Genomic DNA, 16,324 nt, shown 5'->3' with positions numbered 1-16,324 from the left:
TCATTTGAAATAGAGTATAACTGGAAAAAACGTTAAGAACTGAACATCTGATCCATTTGTTTCAGTTCATCTTCTGATAAATGAAGATTTGCTGTTTTGATATTCGTCTTGAGTTGGCCAGGCCGAGTGGCTCCAGGAATGATCAAATCAATCCCAGGCTGATGCAGCAGCCATGACAAAGCGACCTGTGCCGGCTCCGCTTGTTTTTGTTCAGCAAACCGCTTTAATTTCTCCAGCTTCGCTTCGATCAGCTCCCACATCTGCTGCAAGTCACTTTGCTTCTGTTTCAATTTCTCCTGGTAATTTCTTAGCAGCTCGCGCTGAGTATCATCCAAGCGATCTGTCTGTTCCTGCAGGCTGAGGAACGGCTTCATTTCCTCTAAAGACATGCCCGTTTTCTTCAAACATCTGATGAACAGCAGACGTTTCTTGTCATCCTCACTAAACACTCGATGGCCGTTCGCCTTTCGTTTAACCGGTGGAAGCAAGCCGATTTTCTCATCATAACGAACCGCATCCTCAGTCATTTGGCACTGCTCCATGACTTCTTTTAATGTATAAAGCTTGTTTTTTCACCGTCCGTGGTAGATTTATATAGTAAAAAAGAAAGGATAAAAGACTCATTTTTCAGTAATATCAGGATTTTATCACCATATCATATTGCAAAAGCTTTTTTTACAAAGTATACTGTTCCAGATTAATTCAAAGGAGAGAGAAATATACATGGAAAAACCGGCAGGATTTTGGATTCGTGTTTTAGCTTATTTGATTGATGGCATTATTGTATCTGTTCCTAGCTATATTATTCTATTTATTATCAATTCCGTATTTATCGCTGGATCCATCGCAACAGACCCATATATGACACAAGACGAATATATGGTGAAATACTTGACGCTTGCATTTTTGCCAACCATGCTGATTATGATTGTCATCAGTGTGTTATATTACGGGCTGCTTACAGCTTCTAAAATGCAAGGCACGCTCGGCAAGAAAATTCTCGGGCTGAAAGTAGTCAATGAACAAGGCGGACGCGTGTCTATCGGGCAGGCAATCGGCCGTTACTTTGCGTACATAGTATCTGGAATTATCTTTTATATCGGTTTTATCATGGTGGCATTCGGAGAGAAAAAAGGCCTTCATGACATCATTTGCCGTACGCGTGTTGTATATAAATAATTGAAAACATGAAAAGTCTAGACGTCAATTATGAGTCTAGACTTTTATTTATCTATGATTTCTTCAAGATCGGCTGCCACTTCATATACGTAAGGCTCCTCCAAAACCATTCAAACGGTCCCATTCGGAATGCCCGCAGCCAAAGGTGACTGGTGATCATTTGAAGGGCACATACCGCGATCGTGATCAGCACGCCCGCAGCCGGATATACTTTTCCGTATAACCCTAACCCGTAATGATAGAAAATCCACGTACAAATGATTGATTGCATGAGATAGTTGGTAAATGCCATTCTCCCGACTGCGGAAAAGTATTGCAGCGGCTTAGCCAGTCTTGTCTTATGATAAAGATACACAATTGTTGTGACGTAGAAAAACATAAGAAAAGGCGCACCAACCAGCAAAAATACTTCTATTTCGGTCACACTGTACAATATATGAGCGCTGATGCCAATGACCAGCCCAGACAGCCATACTCTTTTTAACGCTTTGCGGTGCTTTTCCGGCTGATGCAGCAATCTTGATTTTGCCGCCGCGGCTCCCAGCAAAAACATACTGAAATATGGGATGGAGGCAAAAAAGAAATTCAGCGGATTATAGGTCAGCATGCCATTCATTGACATATAAACGAGCCGATCGTGGATTCGCTGTTCCGCAATGTCTTTCAGGCTGCCGTTTCCGTAAGCATGCAGCGCCTGCTTCGCTTGCTGAATGGCTGCTTGTGCCCATTCTTGTCCGTTTGCTTGATGAAAGCTTGCCAAAATGAACGGAAGAGAAAACAGGAGATACAAAGAGACTGCCCATATCAACAATGTTTTCGGCTTTGCTTTTCTGAACAAAAGTAAAACCAAACCAAGCAGGGCGTATTCCGTTAAGATATCCCCGTCCCATATCAAAAAAGCATGAATGGTTCCAAAGATGAAGAGTGCCAATAATCTTCTGATATAAAGCGGGACAAAACGTTTTCCTTTGCTTAACGCTCTCTCCATCATCACCACCATGCCAAACCCAAATAAAAATGAAAACAGTAAAATACATTTGGTTTGAATCAAAAATTTCAATATTTCTGCTGCAGCAAAGTCTGCACCAGACCACTTTTCCGTGAAAAAATTATCCTTTCCAAGCATAGACAAATACATATCCGGATAACTGAAGTGCGCCAAATTCACAAATAGGATGCCGAAAATGGCAATTCCTCTTAACACGTCAAGCACACCAATCCGCTCATTTGTCAGAGTCGGCTGTAATGAAGCCATATGAATCACGCTCCTTTTTTCTATACCTCAATCGTATGAAAAAAAGAAGCGAAGAAACATCGATTTAGGTGGCAGCGCAAAGGAAAAACCTTACAATCTCGTCACCTTCACAATAAAAAACCAGGCTTCACAGGAAGCCCGGCGGAGATATTATGGTTTCATGACCTTTAAATCTAATGTGTCGATATTCTGCAAGACACGGTCGAATCGCAAAGCTTGAGGCTCACTCGGGAAAATATGCCCTTCATACGGATCTCCTAACGTGCGGAAAAACGGCTCGAATAAGCCCGGAACCAATACACCCACCATTTTTGTATAGTGAGAATCCAAGCGATATGAGTGTACAGTGTTGGCAGGAACATGCAGGAAATCTCCAGGATTAAGCTGAATTTCTTCACCATCGGCCCACATCGTCATTTGCCCTTCAAGGCAATAGAAAGTTTCTGTATGATGCTCATGGTAATGATCAACGATGCGATCGCCTTTAGGACCTTCAGATGATACAACGATAAATTGCCCGTCCGTATTCTTTTGCGCAGCCACAATGCGGTGAAGCTGATCGCCCGTCAATAGGCGGTCTCCTTCTCCAGACTCAAGCACGTATGGAACAACGCCAGCCGGAAGTTCTGTCTTCTCCACTAGTTTTGGAGCACCGGCACGGTTTTCATCCTCCGCAAATATAATGTCCGCCGCCTCAGCCGCTTTTGAAAAACGCTCTTTTGATACCTCTTCGCTTGCGTGCGGCGGATGTTCAGCGTGATCATACGGCGTTCCAAGCACGGAATACATATGTGCGACATTCCCTTTCATTGTGTAAGACACCAGCCGTGTTCTGTGGCTCTGCATCCGGTAGCTGTGCGGCGTTCCGGCCGGAATGTTCGCATAATCACCAGCTGCTAAAAGATGATGTTCTCCATCAAGCGTCAGTTCAAGCTTACCGTCCAGAACAAGAAGCCCTTCATGCGTATTTTTGTGAATATGAAGCGGAAAGGCATCTCCTTTTCCCCCAGAAAGCAGCACGATCTCGAACAAATCTCCCGTGCTCTTTCCGTTTGCCATCACTGTCGCGACCTGTCTGCCGAACAAATAGCGCTCTCCCTCTCCGCTGCGAAGCAAGTAAGGCACTTTTTCTTTGGGCAGTGAATGTTTACTTAACGTTTTCATGTTACGTCCTCCAATTTAGACCAGTCTATATATTATAGGTTTCCTACTAGACCGTTCTATATAATTGTAGGGGAAAGGATAACAAATTGCTACCCTTTTTTCCTCACCAATACTGGAATTTGTTCGGCAATGAGAAGAAGGGGCGTTTTGTCTTTATTCGTTAAAGAAAGCATAATGCCGCCTTCAATCATCGAATTAATCAGCATTCCCAGCTGGCTTGCTTCTTCTTCTCCAAATCCGTTTTCCATTAATTTTCTGGCGAAAACCGCTTCCCAGCTTTTAAACACCTTCATGCAAACCGTACGCAGCGGCTCGCTGATTAACGCCGTTTCACTCGCCAGCAAGCCGACTGGAATCCCTTGAATGCTTTCCGTATTGTCAAACTGGCTGGCGGTTTTTTTGATAAAACGCTGAATCGCTTCAACAGGATCAGAGGATTCATCCATGCTTTTCTGTATCACATGTTCAACGATCTTACCCGTATATGTAACCGCTTCAATTGCTAATTCTTCTTTGCCATTCGGAAAAAAGTGATAAAGCGATCCCTTAGGAGCACCGCTTTCCTTCACAATCTGGTTTAAGCCCGTCGCGTGATATCCTTGCAGCTGGAACAGACGTGACGCTGTGTGAAGGATTTTTTCACGTGAATCTCCTCTGCTAGTCATTGAAACATTCCCTCCTAGGTATGGTAGAGCGACTTATATAATATAAAAAAGAACCATGGGATTGTCAAAAGGGGTAATAACCTTCTGGATGGGGTAAATGTAGACAAACATGTCTAGGAGGGGATTCTCGATGACAACTGATGATACGGTCACCAATACTGAACAGCTTGAAAAACAGCAAAACCCGAAAACGAAGCTCAAACTGAAAAAAGTAAAGGATCAAGTCATCGTCATTACCGGTGCTACAAGCGGAATCGGCCTCGTCACCGCGCGAATGGCGGCCGAAAAAGGAGCAAAAGTCGTCGCAGCAGCCCGAAATGAAGACGCCCTTCAGGAGCTCGTTGATGAAGTAAAGAAAAAAGGGCACGAAGCCATCTATGTAAAAGCGGATGTGGGAAAAGAAGAAGACGTCAACCGCATCGCAGAAACCGCGATCAGCACATTCGGCCGCTTTGACACATGGGTTAACAACGCCGCTGTTTCGGTTTTCGGACACGCCATGGATGTTACCACCGAAGACATGAAACGCGTGTTTGACACCAATTTCTGGGGTCCGGTCTATGGAACAAGGGCAGCCGTCAAACACTTTACAAGCAGAGGCGGTCCGGGTGCTCTCATCAATATAGGAAGCCTGTTCGGCGACAGAGGAACCGTTATTCAATCCACCTACGCGTCTGCGAAATTCGCGCTTCACGGATGGACAGAAAGCATCCGAATGGAGCTTGAAAAAGAACTGGCACCCGTCTCGGTCACACTCATCCATCCAGGCAGAATCGACACGCCTTACAACGAACACGCCAGAAGCTACCTGGACAAACAGCCGGCTCATTACCGCTCTATGATCTACCCGCCGGAAGCTGTAGCCGAAGCCATTCTGTTTGCCGCTGAACATCCGAAACGCGACATGTACATCGGCTCACAGGCAAAAGCCATCGCCATGCTGGGTGCACTCTTTCCCCGGCTGACCGACAGACTGATGGAAAAAATCATGTACTGCAGCCAGCATGCGGAAAGGCCGTCCAAACCGCGTGAAGAAAGCGCGCTTTACCATGCGGGCTACGGCATGCATGACAGAGGGACAAATAAAGGGTGGCTTCGGTCAAGAAGCTATTATGTAAAGGCCACAAAGCGCCCAGCGGTAACTGCGGCAGTTATTGCCGGACTGGCGGCTTGGGGGATGATGAAGCGAAGGAAGTAAGCCGGCTCTCGAAAAAATAAACAGGCATTTCGCCTGTTTATTTTAATTCTCCTATGTCTTTTAAGTATTGTTCACGCTCTTTGTTATCAGGATATGCGGTTTTGATGTATTCTTCTTTTTCTTTCTTGCTGTATTTGCTCCAGTCAGTAAAACGGTCTCCCACTTCTTTAGAATATCCAATTGAATCTACTTCATTCGATTTATAATATAAAGAGGCATCAAATGTGAACTTTTCCGGCTCATTATTTATATAACCAGTAACTTCAATCATTCCCATTGGACTTATCGTAACCTTCTCATTAAACTTAATATCCTTAATAAAATGATGAATATCCTCTTTTTTCAATTTTTCCTTTATTTTCGGTTTCATCTTTTCAGCGTACTCTTCAGCTTTTTCTTGTTCACTTTTTTCTTTACTAGTTATGTATTCTTTATCCTTAGAAGTGTCTGACGTTTTTTTGATTTCATAAATGAAGCCAACCATTAAAATTAACAAAACGCTAACAAAAGCTAGCAATTTAAATGGCGCTTGTTTTTTCATAGATTATTTCATTTCCCCTATATCTTTTAAATATTGTTCACGCTCTTGTTTATCAGGGTATGCGGTTTTGATATATTTATCTTTTACCTCTTTGCTATATTCGCTCCAATCTCTGAAACGGTCTGAGACATCTTGGGAATAGCTTATCCCATCAACTTTATTGGACTCGTATATCAAATCTGCGGAAAAATCGAATTTCTCTGGGTTGTCATTTATATAACCATTTACTACAATTCTTCCCATCGGGTTTATATTAACTTTATCTTCAAAAGTCACAGACTTTATAAAATGATGAATATCCTCTTTTCTTAACTCTTCTTCTATTTTTGGCTTCATTTCCTCAACGTATGCTTCTGCTTTTTCTTGTTCGCTTTTTTCTTTATTATTCATATTTTTTTTACCTCCTGTGACCTCCGATTTTTCTGGTTTATTTAGTTGATGATTAATATAAAAAGCACATGTTAGTGAGATTAATAAAACTGCCCCTACAATTAGTATTTTTTTGGTATTTATCATGGTATTTCATCCTTTTTTATTTTATTATACAAGATAGGTAAAGTTTGGGGGAATAGTGAAATGGCTATAAGAAAAAACACTTTAAAAATTAGTGATGAAGATTATAATGAAATTTCCAGTTCAGCATATAACCTTAAAAAATACCACATTGGTCAAACAATAAAAATTAGCAACGGCCAAAAGCTGTATGTTGTTGATTATAAAAAAACTGAAAAGGGTCTTGATGCCTTAACTCTTGTTAATGAAAGAGATTATACAATTTCAAACAATGGAAAAGACAAAGAAAAAATCCAAAACGCCATCATCGCATATCGCGGGTCAGAACCTATCAGCACTAACCAATTAAAAGAAACGATTAAGGAAACAAATCAGCGTGGAAAAAGAGAAGAGCTCATTAAAGAACTAGAGAAAAAAGGGATCAATATTCCAGCTGAAGAAGATGGGTCTTCTTTTGACTCAGTAACAGGTTTCTCTGAATATGCAAATGAAATCATCCAAGATTGGCTTCACATGGATACTAGTTATCTAGTTGGCAAAAAGCCGTTTGATGATGGAACGGATAACCAGGCCATTCAGGCAGATCAATATGCAAAAAAAATACATAAAGACTTTAAAAATGCTGACATTCAAGTCACCGGTCACTCATTAGGCGGATCTAATGCAAGCTATGCAGTCGTGATGAATGACTTTATAGAACGCGGTGTCACTTTCGAGAATCCTAACATATATGAAAACCTGCCTGAGGATGTAAAAGCCCGGGCGTTAAAGGGAGAGTTTCGCAGCCGTTTAACAGAATATATTAATTTAAATGATGGATTATCCTTGCTGAATCGGGATGCTGCTGAAGTAGGCAAAGTAAAAGTGATGTATGACGAAGCTTTGCCCAATGGTGTACAGAATAATAGCCTCCCTGATGAAGTGAAAATGCTGGGTCTTGGACTTAAACATTATGGCAATCAATCTCTTGATATCACACTATTTGCTGAAGCCTTGATGGGAAGTCACGGCTTGGATCGATACAGCTTCCATTCAGATGGCTCTGCCCAAACTGTGGATGATGTTTTAAAGAACAACCCTGACTTTGCATTAACGATGCTTAAGCAAATGAAATCAACGAATGTGAAGGCCAATACAGGTGTTTCGATTCTCATTAAGTCACATGTATTGATGAATACAAGCACCCAGTTAAAACATATCGCTGAATCAGAATGGTCTAAGATTATACGCCAGATTGAAAGAATTGATGACAAAGTAAAGGATTCAATTGAGGATGTCAGGAATATGCATACACGAATGGTTGGTTTTGGCGCCTATGATGAATTATCAGTTTCCGATGTCGATGATCTGATCAATAAGATCAAAATGAACAAACCGCACCACCTTTTTTACTCAAAAGAAAAATATGATCAGGCAGTAGATGCAGCTCTCAATCTGCAACACTTTCTGCAGATGATTGCAGATGATCTCGGACATATGGGACATGCGTATCATGATGCAGATCTGGCAGCGGCCAGTCGAATGGGGATTTCATAAGGAGAGAAAGAAACATGGATTTTATGAATAAGAAACCAACAGATGCTGACCGTTTTATGCAAAGAATGACGAGTCAGCATTCAAGCACTTCGATTTTTTCAAATGCTGATGGAAATACCTCTGAAATGACACCTGAACAATTGGCTGCGTTCAAAGAGAGGAAGAGACAAGAACAAAAATTGGCGTTAATGAATTCAATCAAAAAGCAATTAAGCTATGCATTCCAGGAAGACCGTAAGAATTTGTCTTCGATCCTTGAAAACATTACAGATGCCGAGCAGGCTATAAAGACAAAACGAGAAATCCTTAACCATCATATGTCTGGAAAAGCAATAGATAGTGTCACTGATAAAATGAAAGATCACCTTTCATTTGATAAAGTTTATTCTGATGTTTCGAGTGTAATCAATTCCATTGGCTTATAAGGTAGAGAGTCAATATAGCTTAAAATAAAGAAGATATCATCTCCGACGAAGCGGCGCAGCGAGAACGAATCACGGATGAAACTGTTCGCCTGGAAAACGATCATTAGCACAAAAAGCAGACTGTTCCCAGTCTGCTTTTCCCATTACGATCTAAAGAAATCAATCAGCGGCTGAAAATCCTTAGACAAATCAACGTCATTCGGCTCTGCTTGAAGCAGGCGGTCAATCATTTGCTCTAATTCCTCAATATCATTTTTATCTGTGTATTCAATGAAGTTTAAGCTTTCAAGCCAATCCCGGTATGAATGTTTGGCTTTGCCGTAGCTATTTCCAAAGACGAGGCATGGCGTTTTTGTGATAATCGAAAAGATCATAGCGTGAAGGCGGTCTGTCACCACCAATTTACTGGAACCAATGCGGTCGAGCATTTCCATGAAATGCTTTTCCCGATCCTCGTAATCAATCATATCGACCGTATCAAGCACCGTGTCTGTACGCTCCGCATAGGTTGTTTTTTCTGCCCATTTCATCATGTGTGAAATAAAATCTTCATCGGTTACCTTCTCCTTGTCCGCTCTTAAAATAAAAAGAACGCCGTCCCGTTCAAGCTCTTTCGGTACGATATCCAAAGACAGCACCATATCAGGTGTAAAGATGACATCTGAATTGAAGGTTTCTTTCACAACATCGAGCGTCTGTGTCTCCCGCGCGGCAATCGTTAAATTTGGATTTTGATGGTACGCATCCTGTGTTTTTTTCTTTTCTTTGTTTCCGTCCTCTGTATCTTCAAAATAGACGGATTGCGGAAGAGAAATGGATTTGTAGTCTTTAAACGCTGCAAAGACCTTCCTTCTGTCCTCCTCAATATCAAGGTAAAGGTTCCCCAGATTTCCTCCGCCGGTAAAGCAGACAATATCGTCTTCACGGATGATCTCCTTCACCAATTCGATGCCTTCGTCCGTCGCGTAGTCCATAATTTCAATATATTCATAGTACGGAAAATGATTTTTAATAAATTTCTCTTCCGCATACGCAATCGCTTGGTCTCCGATGTTTGTGTAACTCGGGGAACCAAACAAAAATACTTTTCGTTTATCGTTTAATAAGGCTTCGGGTTTTACATTCGGCGCGATCCCTTTACCTAGTTTTTTGCCTTTGATTTCTTGTACAGTCATGTCTGTGTCCTCCTTCTAGGTTGTGCTTGGTTATCTGTCTGTACCCAGAAAGGAGGGTGAATATGCACGGGCATGTGCTTGACTGGCTTTATATCAGATACATCGATTTCGCCAGTTTTAAAGATGCCGCAATGTTTCTTGCCGTTCTTTCCATATTCTCGGCTGCATGCCCAAGTGCGTCTGCAAGTGGCACGGCTCCCGGCACGATGCTAAAAAGGGCATCCATCCCGTGTGCATAGACCGCATCACTGTCTCGCGAAACGGATCCCGCAAGTCCAATGACAGGCACATCGTATGCCTTAGCCGCTTTGGCCACGCCAATCGGCGTCTTCCCGTAAACTGTCTGGCTGTCAATCCGCCCTTCGCCGGTAATCACAAGATCTGCATCCTGAACCTCGCTTTCAAACTGGACCGCATCGAGGACGATGTCAATGCCTCTCTTCAAATCAGCACGGAGAAAAGCAAGAAGACTCCATCCGAGACCGCCTGCTGCACCGGCGCCCTCTGTTTCCCTGAAGCTTGTTTCAAGCGTTGTTTCTGCCACATCCGCAAAGCGGGACAGGTTCTGGTCAAGGATACGCACCATGTCAGGCGTGGCGCCTTTTTGAGGACCGAAAACAGCGGAAGCCCCTCTTGGCCCTGTTAACGGGTTATCCACGTCGCAGGCGACTTCGATTTTCACATTTCGTAATCTGGGATCAAGTCCTGCCACATCTATTGAGGAAAGCTGAGAAAGCGCACCGCCTCCGGGACCGATCTCATGGCCTGATTCATTAAGAAGCCTTCCGCCCAGCGCCTGAACCATCCCGGCTCCGCCATCATTTGTGGCACTTCCGCCGATTCCGATGATCAAATGCTCTGCACCCGCATCAAGAGCGGCTCCGATTAATTCTCCCGTTCCTCTAGTAGAAGTGGCAAACGGATTTCTCTTCTCTGCGGGCACAAGGTGCAATCCCGATGCGGCAGCCATCTCAATCACAGCCGTTTTTCCGTCTCCCATTAGGCCAAAAAACGCTTTTACCGGTTCCCCGAGCGGACCCGTAACCATCTGCTCTTTTATGATTCCGCCTGTGGCATCGATTAATGACTGTACCGTTCCCTCACCGCCGTCCGCCATCGGCAGCTTCCGATATTCAGCATTCGGGAAAACTGTTTTGAAGCCTCTTTCTATGGCGTGAGCAGCCTCTAACGCTGATAAGCTTTCCTTAAAAGAATCCGGTGCAATAATGATTTTCATCCAATCGCCTCTTTCAAAAAGTGATGATTTACAGTGTCTTTTCTTCAATTTACCATAATTACTTTTGGCGATATATACCAATTTACCAGGAAAAATTTTATTAAAAATTAGAAATGAAAGTGTTTGCATTAATAAAACATTCACGTTATCATACTTGTATACAAGTATACTCCTTAGTGAAGAAGGTGAGCGTATGCTAGACTCCAAGGACCTGTTATATCCCGCAAAATGGCTTTCAAAAGCGTCAACCGGCGTTCGCGTTGCTTGCGAGCTGAGAATGCGAATTATTTCAGGCATGATTGAAAGCGGTACCATTCTATCAGAAAATACAATCGCGGCTGAGTTTTCCGTAAGCCGTTCGCCGGTTCGCGAAGCGTTAAAAATACTGGCTTCCGAAAAAATCATTCGTTTAGAACGAATGGGAGCGGTTGTGATTGGGTTAACTGAAAAGGAAATCGCAGAAATATATGACGTGCGTTTATTATTAGAAACGTTTGTCTTTGAACGGCTTGTCAAAATCGACGTTGAGCCTTTAGTCAAAGATCTCAGCAAGATTCTAGAAATAATGAAAGTCTCCATCAAATACGAGGACGCGGACGAGTTTTCATTTCAGGATGTGTTATTCCATGAAACGATTATCCGCGCCATTGATCACTCATACATTCAGATGATCTGGAACAATCTAAAACCCGTAATGGAAAGCTTTATTCTTTTATCAATGCGGGTACGGTTAAAGGAAAAGTACGAAGATTTCTCAAGGATTCTGGACAACCATGAGCTATATATTCAAGCGATCAAAACAAAGGACAGGGCGCTGATGGTTCAGTCTCTGCACCAGAATTTTGACGATGTGCAAGAAAAAGTAGAGGACCTCTGGCTCTCACAACAAATGCTGGCAAAAGGAGCTGAACACCAAAATGACTAGTTATATGTTAGGAATCGATATCGGTACGACCAGCACAAAGGCTGTATTATTCACTGAAAACGGAGACGTGGTACAGAAAGAAAGCATCGGCTACCCGCTCCATACACCGGACATCTCAACAGCTGAACAAAATCCGGAAGAGATTTTTCAGGCTGTCATCCATACAACAGCAAAAATCACGAAACAGCACCCGGAAAAACAGATCTCATTTATTTCCTTCAGCAGCGCCATGCACAGCGTCATTGCCATGGGCGAAAATGATCAGCCTCTGACACCATGCATCACGTGGGCAGACAATCGAAGCGAAGGCTGGGCGCATAAGATTAAAGATGAACTCAACGGGCATGAGGTCTACAAACGAACAGGAACACCCATTCATCCGATGTCACCGTTAAGCAAAATTGCCTGGATCACAAACGAACGAAAAGAAATTGCTTCTAAAGCCAAAAAATATATCGGCATCAAAGAGTACATTTTTAAACAGCTATTTAATGAGTATGTAATCGATTACTCATTGGCATCAGCGACAGGGATGATGAACCTGAAAAGCTTGAATTGGGACGAGGAAGCACTGACGATCGCAGGCATTACGCCGGATCACTTATCCAAACTCGTGCCGACAACCGAGATCTTTCAGCACTGCAGCCCGAAATTAGCGATACAGATGGGAATCAATCCGGACACACCTTTTGTCATCGGCGCAAGCGACGGCGTCCTGTCCAATCTCGGTGTGAATGCCATTAAAAAAGGAGAAATCGCCGTTACGATCGGTACGAGCGGCGCTATCCGAACCATTATCGACCAGCCGCAAACCGACGAAAAGGGGAGAATTTTCTGCTACGCGTTAACGGACAAGCATTGGGTTATCGGCGGTCCGGTGAACAATGGGGGCATCGTTCTTCGCTGGATAAGAGATGAATTTGCTTCGTCAGAAATCGAAACAGCGACAAGACTGGGAATTGACCCGTATGACGTGCTGACGAAGATTGCTGAACGCGTCAGACCGGGTTCTGACGGCCTGCTGTTCCACCCGTATCTTGCCGGGGAACGCGCTCCGTTATGGAACCCGGATGTACGCGGCTCATTTTTCGGCCTGACCATGTCACATAAAAAAGAACATATGATACGTGCAGCATTAGAAGGGGTCATTTACAATCTGTACACTGTGTTCCTGGCGCTAACAGAATGCATGGACGGACCGGTCACCCGAATTCAAGCGACTGGCGGCTTTGCAAGATCAGAGGTTTGGCGGCAAATGATGTCGGACATATTCGAATCTGAAGTCGTCGTTCCCGAAAGCTACGAAAGCTCATGTCTCGGCGCCTGCATTTTAGGCCTGTATGCGACAGGGAAAATCGATTCGTTCGATGCCGTGTCCGACATGATCGGCAGCACGTACAGACATACGCCAATCGAAGACTCAGCCAAAGAATATAGAACATTAATGCCGATATTCATCAATCTATCAAGAGCATTAGAAAATCAATACACCCAAATTGCAAATTATCAAAGAAGCCTAATTACACACAAATAGCACATGACATGAAGGGGAGGGCATTATCATGCCATTAATCATTGTTGCACTTGGGATCCTAGCTTTACTGATTTTGATTATGGGCTTAAAATTAAACACATTTATTTCATTACTGATCGTATCATTCGGCGTGGCACTGGCACTTGGGATGCCGTTTGATAAAGTTGTCAGTTCCATTGAAGAAGGTATAGGGGGGACACTTGGCCACATCGCACTCATCTTCGGACTCGGTGCGATGCTGGGCAAGCTGATTGCTGATTCAGGCGGCGCACAGCGTATAGCAATGACGCTCGTCAACAAATTCGGGGAGAAAAATATACAGTGGGCTGTTGTGATTGCTTCCTTTATTATCGGAATCGCGTTGTTCTTTGAAGTAGGATTGGTTCTATTAATCCCGATCGTATTCGCTATTTCAAGAGAATTGAAGATTTCTATTTTATATCTCGGTATTCCGATGGTCGCAGCATTATCCGTCACACACGGGTTCCTGCCGCCGCACCCGGGACCGACAGCAATTGCCGGAGAATACGGCGCAAATATCGGGGAAGTGCTGCTGTACGGCTTCATTGTTGCTGTTCCGACAGTCCTGATTGCAGGGCCAATATTTACAAAGTTCGCGAAAAAAATCGTCCCTGCATCATTTGCGAAAAACGGAAATATTTCGTCACTCGGCACACAAAAAACATTCAAGCTTGAAGAAACACCAGGCTTTGGAATCAGTGTGTTTACAGCAATGCTTCCGATTATCATCATGTCGATCGCAACCATCATTGATTTGCTTCAGGAAACAATAGGATTTGCGGATAACGGTCTTCTGGCTTTTATCCGTTTGATCGGGAATGCATCGACTGCCATGATCATCTCCCTGCTCGTTGCTGTTTACACAATGGGAATCGCACGCAACATTCCCATCAAAACCGTCATGGACTCTTGTTCAACAGCCATCTCGCAAATTGGCATGATGCTGTTGATCATCGGGGGAGGCGGCGCCTTTAAACAAGTGTTAATCAACGGCGGTGTCGGCGACTACGTAGCGGATTTATTCAAAGAAACGGCATTATCGCCGATTCTGCTGGCATGGCTCATCGCAGCGATCCTGCGCATCTCCTTAGGATCAGCAACCGTTGCCGCATTAAGCACGACGGGGCTCGTCATTCCATTGCTGGGACAGTCCGATGCCAACCTTGCATTAGTGGTGCTCGCAACAGGCGCAGGAAGCGTCATCGCTTCACACGTCAACGATGCCGGCTTCTGGATGTTCAAAGAATACTTTGGATTAAGCATGAAAGAAACATTTGCCACATGGACCTTGCTGGAAACAATTATCTCCGTTGCTGGACTAGGATTTATATTATTGTTAAGTTTAGTTGTATGAAATTAATGAAGGAGATGTAACACACATGTTCAATACAATTGGTGTCATAGGCTTAGGCGTAATGGGAAGCAATATCGCCTTAAACATGGCAAATAAAGGCGAAAAAGTCGCCGTCTATAATTACACCAGAGATTTAACGGACCAGCTTGTGAAAAAGCTGGATGGACAATCGCTGAGCCCGTACTACGAGCTTCAAGATTTTGTTCAATCACTAGAAACACCCAGAAAAATCTTTCTGATGGTCACAGCGGGAAAACCGGTCGATTCCGTCATCCATTCGTTAATGCCTTTGCTAGATGAAGGAGACGTCATCATGGACGGAGGCAACTCCCACTACGAAGACACAGAAAGAAGATATGACGAGCTGAAGGAAAAAGGAATCGGCTACTTGGGAATCGGCATTTCCGGCGGGGAAGTCGGCGCATTAAAAGGGCCTTCCATCATGCCGGGCGGAGATCGAGACGTTTATGAAAAAGCCGCTCCGATCCTGACCAAAATCGCCGCACAAGTCGGAGAAGACCCATGCTGTGTCTACATCGGACCAAAAGGGGCAGGTCACTTTACAAAAATGGTGCACAACGGCATTGAGTATGCAGATATGCAGCTGATTGCTGAAGCCTATACATTTCTTAGAGAAACGCTTCGTCTGCCGCTCGAAGAAATCGCCAGCATCTTTGAAACGTGGAACCAAGGTGAGCTGAAAAGCTATTTAATAGAGATTACAGCGGAGATTTTACGGAAAAAGGACGAACATACAGGTCAGCCGCTGATCGATGTCATTCTTGATAAAACCGGCCAGAAAGGCACAGGAAAATGGACAAGCATGCAAGCTATTGATAACGGCATTCCATCCGCTATTATCACCGAGTCCTTGTTTGCCCGCTACCTGTCGTCCTTAAAAGAAGAACGTATGGCGGCTGAACCATTGTTAGCCGGTCCGGAAACAGAGGAAAAACATTACGATAAGGATCTCTGGATCGAATACGTCAGACAAGCCTTATACATGGGAAAAGTATGCGCCTACGCACAAGGCTTTGCTCAATATAAAATGTCATCTGAGCTTTACGGATGGAACCTGCCGCTTAAAGACATCGCTTTGATTTTCCGCGGCGGCTGCATCATCCGCGCGGATTTCCTGAACGTCATCAGCGAAGCATTCCAAGAGCAGCCAGATCTCTCAAACCTGCTGATTGCACCTTATTTTTCAGAAAAGCTTAAAGCTTATCAGACAGGCATGCGAAAAGTCGTTTGCGAGGGAATCAGCGCCGGAAGCGCATTCCCATGCTTAAGCACCGCGCTCTCTTACTACGACGGCTACCGCACAGGGCGTTCCAACGCCAACCTGTTACAGGCGCAGCGCGATTATTTCGGCGCCCATACGTACGAGCGGACAGATATGGATGGCGTTTTCCATACCAATTGGTCTGATGCAAACTAATAGATAAGGCTGACAGCTGGAGCTTTTATACCAGCTGCCAGCTTTTTTTATAGGCTAAACTCACATATCACAACTAATTGAGAATCAGACATATAAAATTTGAATATTTGTCAAAGTGCAATTTATGCTGATCACACCAGCACTTTCCTACACGATGAAAGGAA

At 43.8% G+C, this 16,324-nt stretch carries 16 protein-coding genes; 8 read left to right on the top strand and 8 right to left on the bottom strand.

Going from position 1 to position 16,324, the window contains the following annotated elements; all coding sequences use genetic code 11:
* Positions 1-32: 32 nt before the first annotated feature.
* Positions 33-527, bottom strand: a complete 495-nt coding sequence (locus DIC78_RS10940; RefSeq protein ID WP_240671121.1) for an aldo/keto reductase — start codon at positions 525-527, stop codon at positions 33-35.
* Positions 528-723: 196 nt separating this feature from the next.
* On the opposite strand from DIC78_RS10940, the gene DIC78_RS10935 reads away from it, so the two are divergent.
* The gene (locus DIC78_RS10935) at positions 724-1,179 is read left to right on the top strand and encodes an RDD family protein (RefSeq protein ID WP_106021853.1); all 456 of its coding nucleotides are present in this window, start codon (positions 724-726) and stop codon (positions 1,177-1,179) included.
* Positions 1,180-1,231: 52 nt separating this feature from the next.
* Here DIC78_RS10935 and DIC78_RS10930 read toward each other — a convergent pair whose 3' ends face one another.
* The 3 genes from DIC78_RS10930 to yxaF all read right to left on the bottom strand — a co-directional run bounded on the left by DIC78_RS10930 (position 1,232) and on the right by yxaF (position 4,263).
* Positions 1,232-2,434: a DUF418 domain-containing protein gene (locus DIC78_RS10930; RefSeq protein ID WP_106019850.1), complete on the bottom strand. Its 1,203-nt coding sequence runs from the start codon at positions 2,432-2,434 to the stop codon at positions 1,232-1,234.
* A gap of 150 nt (positions 2,435-2,584) precedes the next feature.
* Positions 2,585-3,598, bottom strand: coding sequence for a quercetin 2,3-dioxygenase (locus DIC78_RS10925; protein ID WP_106021852.1), 1,014 nt, complete (start codon positions 3,596-3,598; stop codon positions 2,585-2,587).
* 89 nt (positions 3,599-3,687) lie between these two features.
* Positions 3,688-4,263, bottom strand: a complete 576-nt coding sequence (yxaF, locus tag DIC78_RS10920; RefSeq protein WP_101859680.1) for a transcriptional regulator YxaF — start codon at positions 4,261-4,263, stop codon at positions 3,688-3,690.
* Positions 4,264-4,393: 130 nt separating this feature from the next.
* Here yxaF and DIC78_RS10915 point away from each other — a divergent pair, with 130 nt between their 5' ends.
* Complete coding sequence (locus DIC78_RS10915) at positions 4,394-5,461, top strand: SDR family oxidoreductase (protein ID WP_127696281.1); 1,068 nt, start codon at positions 4,394-4,396, stop codon at positions 5,459-5,461.
* Between the two features lie 37 nt (positions 5,462-5,498).
* Here the strand turns inward: DIC78_RS10915 and DIC78_RS10910 are convergent, their stop codons facing one another.
* Positions 5,499-6,002, bottom strand: a complete 504-nt coding sequence (locus DIC78_RS10910) for a DUF1433 domain-containing protein (RefSeq protein WP_127696279.1) — start codon at positions 6,000-6,002, stop codon at positions 5,499-5,501.
* Positions 6,003-6,005: 3 nt separating this feature from the next.
* Positions 6,006-6,518: a DUF1433 domain-containing protein gene (locus DIC78_RS10905; protein ID WP_101865052.1), complete on the bottom strand. Its 513-nt coding sequence runs from the start codon at positions 6,516-6,518 to the stop codon at positions 6,006-6,008.
* 60 nt (positions 6,519-6,578) lie between these two features.
* On the opposite strand from DIC78_RS10905, the gene DIC78_RS10900 reads away from it, so the two are divergent.
* Positions 6,579-8,051 (top strand): DUF2974 domain-containing protein, encoded by a 1,473-nt coding sequence (locus tag DIC78_RS10900; RefSeq protein WP_127696277.1) that lies wholly within the window; start codon positions 6,579-6,581, stop codon positions 8,049-8,051.
* A gap of 14 nt (positions 8,052-8,065) precedes the next feature.
* Positions 8,066-8,476: a hypothetical protein gene (locus tag DIC78_RS10895; protein ID WP_106021849.1), complete on the top strand. Its 411-nt coding sequence runs from the start codon at positions 8,066-8,068 to the stop codon at positions 8,474-8,476.
* Positions 8,477-8,619: 143 nt separating this feature from the next.
* Here the strand turns inward: DIC78_RS10895 and DIC78_RS10890 are convergent, their stop codons facing one another.
* Positions 8,620-9,651, bottom strand: a complete 1,032-nt coding sequence (locus DIC78_RS10890; RefSeq protein ID WP_024123479.1) for a polysaccharide pyruvyl transferase family protein — start codon at positions 9,649-9,651, stop codon at positions 8,620-8,622.
* Positions 9,652-9,739: 88 nt separating this feature from the next.
* Positions 9,740-10,888 carry a glycerate kinase gene (locus tag DIC78_RS10885; RefSeq protein WP_127696275.1) on the bottom strand — a complete coding sequence of 383 codons (1,149 nt, stop codon included), beginning with the start codon at positions 10,886-10,888 and terminating at the stop codon, positions 9,740-9,742.
* Between the two features lie 193 nt (positions 10,889-11,081).
* On the opposite strand from DIC78_RS10885, the gene gntR reads away from it, so the two are divergent.
* From gntR to gnd, 4 genes are read left to right on the top strand one after another with little or no spacing between them, the layout of a single operon-like run.
* Complete coding sequence (gene gntR, locus DIC78_RS10880; RefSeq protein ID WP_010332563.1) at positions 11,082-11,813, top strand: gluconate operon transcriptional repressor GntR; 732 nt, start codon at positions 11,082-11,084, stop codon at positions 11,811-11,813.
* Complete coding sequence (gntK, locus tag DIC78_RS10875) at positions 11,806-13,347, top strand: gluconokinase (protein WP_127696273.1); 1,542 nt, start codon at positions 11,806-11,808, stop codon at positions 13,345-13,347. The genes gntR and gntK overlap by 8 nt, the downstream gene beginning before the upstream one ends.
* A gap of 28 nt (positions 13,348-13,375) precedes the next feature.
* Positions 13,376-14,722, top strand: a complete 1,347-nt coding sequence (gene gntP, locus DIC78_RS10870; protein ID WP_127696271.1) for a gluconate permease GntP — start codon at positions 13,376-13,378, stop codon at positions 14,720-14,722.
* Between the two features lie 25 nt (positions 14,723-14,747).
* The gene (gene gnd, locus DIC78_RS10865; protein WP_101859671.1) at positions 14,748-16,160 is read left to right on the top strand and encodes a decarboxylating NADP(+)-dependent phosphogluconate dehydrogenase; all 1,413 of its coding nucleotides are present in this window, start codon (positions 14,748-14,750) and stop codon (positions 16,158-16,160) included.
* Positions 16,161-16,324 lie beyond the last annotated feature (164 nt).

Source organism: Bacillus halotolerans (assembly GCF_004006435.1).
In the GTDB taxonomy this organism is placed as follows: Bacteria; Bacillota; Bacilli; order Bacillales; family Bacillaceae; genus Bacillus; species Bacillus halotolerans.
Note: the sequence above shows the minus strand (reverse complement) of the source record. Positions and strands in the feature narration are given on the sequence as shown.

What these genes read in the sequence shown, in the direction of transcription:
- DIC78_RS10935 (WP_106021853.1), top strand. Translation starts at nt 724, where the DNA reads ATGGAAAAACCGGCAGGATTTTGGATTCGTGTTTTAGCTTATTTGATT.
- yxaF (WP_101859680.1), bottom strand. Translation starts at nt 4,263, where the DNA reads ATGACTAGCAGAGGAGATTCACGTGAAAAAATCCTTCACACAGCGTCA.
- DIC78_RS10925 (WP_106021852.1), bottom strand. Translation starts at nt 3,598, where the DNA reads ATGAAAACGTTAAGTAAACATTCACTGCCCAAAGAAAAAGTGCCTTAC.
- DIC78_RS10885 (WP_127696275.1), bottom strand. Translation starts at nt 10,888, where the DNA reads ATGAAAATCATTATTGCACCGGATTCTTTTAAGGAAAGCTTATCAGCG.
- DIC78_RS10895 (WP_106021849.1), top strand. Translation starts at nt 8,066, where the DNA reads ATGGATTTTATGAATAAGAAACCAACAGATGCTGACCGTTTTATGCAA.
- DIC78_RS10930 (WP_106019850.1), bottom strand. Translation starts at nt 2,434, where the DNA reads ATGGCTTCATTACAGCCGACTCTGACAAATGAGCGGATTGGTGTGCTT.
- DIC78_RS10900 (WP_127696277.1), top strand. Translation starts at nt 6,579, where the DNA reads ATGGCTATAAGAAAAAACACTTTAAAAATTAGTGATGAAGATTATAAT.
- DIC78_RS10910 (WP_127696279.1), bottom strand. Translation starts at nt 6,002, where the DNA reads ATGAAAAAACAAGCGCCATTTAAATTGCTAGCTTTTGTTAGCGTTTTG.
- gnd (WP_101859671.1), top strand. Translation starts at nt 14,748, where the DNA reads ATGTTCAATACAATTGGTGTCATAGGCTTAGGCGTAATGGGAAGCAAT.
- DIC78_RS10915 (WP_127696281.1), top strand. Translation starts at nt 4,394, where the DNA reads ATGACAACTGATGATACGGTCACCAATACTGAACAGCTTGAAAAACAG.
- gntR (WP_010332563.1), top strand. Translation starts at nt 11,082, where the DNA reads ATGCTAGACTCCAAGGACCTGTTATATCCCGCAAAATGGCTTTCAAAA.
- gntK (WP_127696273.1), top strand. Translation starts at nt 11,806, where the DNA reads ATGACTAGTTATATGTTAGGAATCGATATCGGTACGACCAGCACAAAG.
- gntP (WP_127696271.1), top strand. Translation starts at nt 13,376, where the DNA reads ATGCCATTAATCATTGTTGCACTTGGGATCCTAGCTTTACTGATTTTG.
- DIC78_RS10890 (WP_024123479.1), bottom strand. Translation starts at nt 9,651, where the DNA reads ATGACTGTACAAGAAATCAAAGGCAAAAAACTAGGTAAAGGGATCGCG.
- DIC78_RS10940 (WP_240671121.1), bottom strand. Translation starts at nt 527, where the DNA reads ATGACTGAGGATGCGGTTCGTTATGATGAGAAAATCGGCTTGCTTCCA.
- DIC78_RS10905 (WP_101865052.1), bottom strand. Translation starts at nt 6,518, where the DNA reads ATGATAAATACCAAAAAAATACTAATTGTAGGGGCAGTTTTATTAATC.